The organism is Mesorhizobium sp. M1E.F.Ca.ET.063.01.1.1 (assembly GCF_003998155.1).
Taxonomy (GTDB): Bacteria; Pseudomonadota; Alphaproteobacteria; order Rhizobiales; family Rhizobiaceae; genus Mesorhizobium.
On the sequence record NZ_RZSC01000985.1, the window covers coordinates 1 to 1,838 of the forward strand.

Consider the following 1,838-nt stretch of genomic DNA (forward strand, 5'->3'; position numbering starts at 1 on the left):
GCTTCCGAGACCGGTATCGCTCTGACGCTGCTGCCGGTCTTCTACGCCCACTCCGCCTTCGGCGGCGCAGCTCCCAATGAAGGCCAGCGGCGATTCATCAATGATGTCGAGCGCTTCGGGCGGCTGCTTGAGAAAAGCCGCGAAGGCGTGTCGATGCTGGAGCAAGCGGTGGTCGGTGCTGCGCCGCACAGCTTGCGCGCGGCAACGCCGGACGAGCTCAATGCAGTCGTGGCACTGGCGCCGGACGGCCCGGTCCACATCCATGTCGCCGAGCAAGTCAAGGAAGTCGAGGATTGCGTCGCCTGGTCGGGCGCGCGGCCGGTTGAATTCCTGCTTGGCCAGGCATCAGTGGACAAGCGTTGGTGCCTGATCCACGCCACGCATATGAGCGAGGCGGAGACCATCGCCATGGCGAAGAGCGGCGCGATCGCTGGGCTCTGCCCGATCACCGAGGCCAATCTCGGCGACGGCACATTTGCCGCGCCGCTGTTTATCGAACAGGGCGGCCGCTTCGGCGTCGGTTCCGATTCCAACGTGCTGATCGGCCTGCCTGACGAGCTCAGGCAACTCGAATATTCGCAGCGCCTCGCCCACCGCGCCCGCAATGTTCTGGCGCGCGCCGGCGGCTCCACGGGGCGCGCGCTGTTCGATGCGGCATTGGATGGCGGCCGCCAGGCGCTCGGTGCCGGATCGTCACGGATTGCAGTCGGCGGTCCCGCCGATTTCGTCTCGCTCGACACCAACCATGCCTCGCTTGCGGGCAAGGCGGGAGACGCGATCCTCGACGCCTGGATCTTCGCCAATGGCAGCAAGGTGGATTGCGTCTGGGTGCACGGGAAAAAGCAGGTCAGCGGCGGCAGGCATGCGAAGCGTGAGGTTGTTGCCGAGCGATTCCGCCAGGTGATGACGGCGCTGTCCCAGAACTGAAGCAGGAAAGCCCATGAGCCTGGTCGAGACAGATGATGTTGAAAGTGGCGAGAGCGTCTCGCTACACCAGCGCATCCTGTCGGATATCCGCGAAAAGATCCTGTCCGGCGCCTGGGCGCCTGGCCATCGCATTCCTTTCGAGCACGAGCTGACGGCCGAATACAAATGCTCACGCATGACGGTGAACAAGGCGCTGTCGCAGCTCGCCAAGGCGGGGCTGATCGAGCGCCGCCGCCGCTCAGGAAGTTTCGTGCGCCAGCCGCAATCGCAGGCGGCGGTGCTGGAGCTCCACGACATCCGGATCGAGGTCGAGGCGCTCGGCCTGCCCTATCGCTACGAACGGCTTGAGCGGCTGAAGCGGCGCAGCAGCGCCGAGGACCGCGCGCTGCTCGGGCTCTCCGCTCCGGGTCCGGTACTTTGGCTGGAAAGCCTGCATTTTGCCGGCGAACGGCCGTTCGCGCTCGAGCAGCGGCTGATCAATCTTTCAGCGGTGGCCGGGGCCGGAGAGGAAGAGTTCTTCGAGATCGCTCCCGGCCCGTGGCTGATCGGCCGCGTGCCGTGGAGCGAGGCCGAGCACCGCATCCGCGCCATGGCGGCTGATGAGACTATCGCCGATGCGCTCGACATCGATCCCGGCGCGCCCTGTCTGGTGGTCGAGCGGCGAACGTGGAGCGCGGAGCACCCAGTCACCCATGTGCGCTTCATCTATCCGGCGGAAAGCCACACGCTGGTAGCGAGGTTTACGCCTTCGCAGGGGTAGCGCCAACGCCCCCCTTCTCCCCTTTGTTTGGACCGGGGACATCGCGAACAGGTGTGCGAAGACATCGCGAACAGTTTTGCGCGTTTTGCGCGAGGGGGTTCGGGATGCCATTCGAGGCCAGAAGCGTGATGAGCCAGAAAGAAGAGTTCGT

General features: G+C 65.3%; 2 protein-coding genes. Both read left to right on the forward strand.

The features are described 5' to 3' along the window. Positions 1 to 927 (forward strand): formimidoylglutamate deiminase (gene hutF / locus EOA29_RS35100; protein WP_127222307.1); only part of this gene is annotated, 927 nt, incomplete at its 5' end. A 13-nt stretch (positions 928 to 940) separates the two neighbouring features. Beyond that, positions 941 to 1,687 (forward strand): histidine utilization repressor, encoded by a 747-nt coding sequence (hutC, locus tag EOA29_RS35105; RefSeq protein ID WP_126094321.1) that lies wholly within the window; start codon positions 941 to 943, stop codon positions 1,685 to 1,687. Positions 1,688 to 1,838 lie beyond the last annotated feature (151 nt).

What these genes read in the sequence shown, in the direction of transcription:
- hutC (WP_126094321.1), top strand. Translation starts at nt 941, where the DNA reads ATGAGCCTGGTCGAGACAGATGATGTTGAAAGTGGCGAGAGCGTCTCG.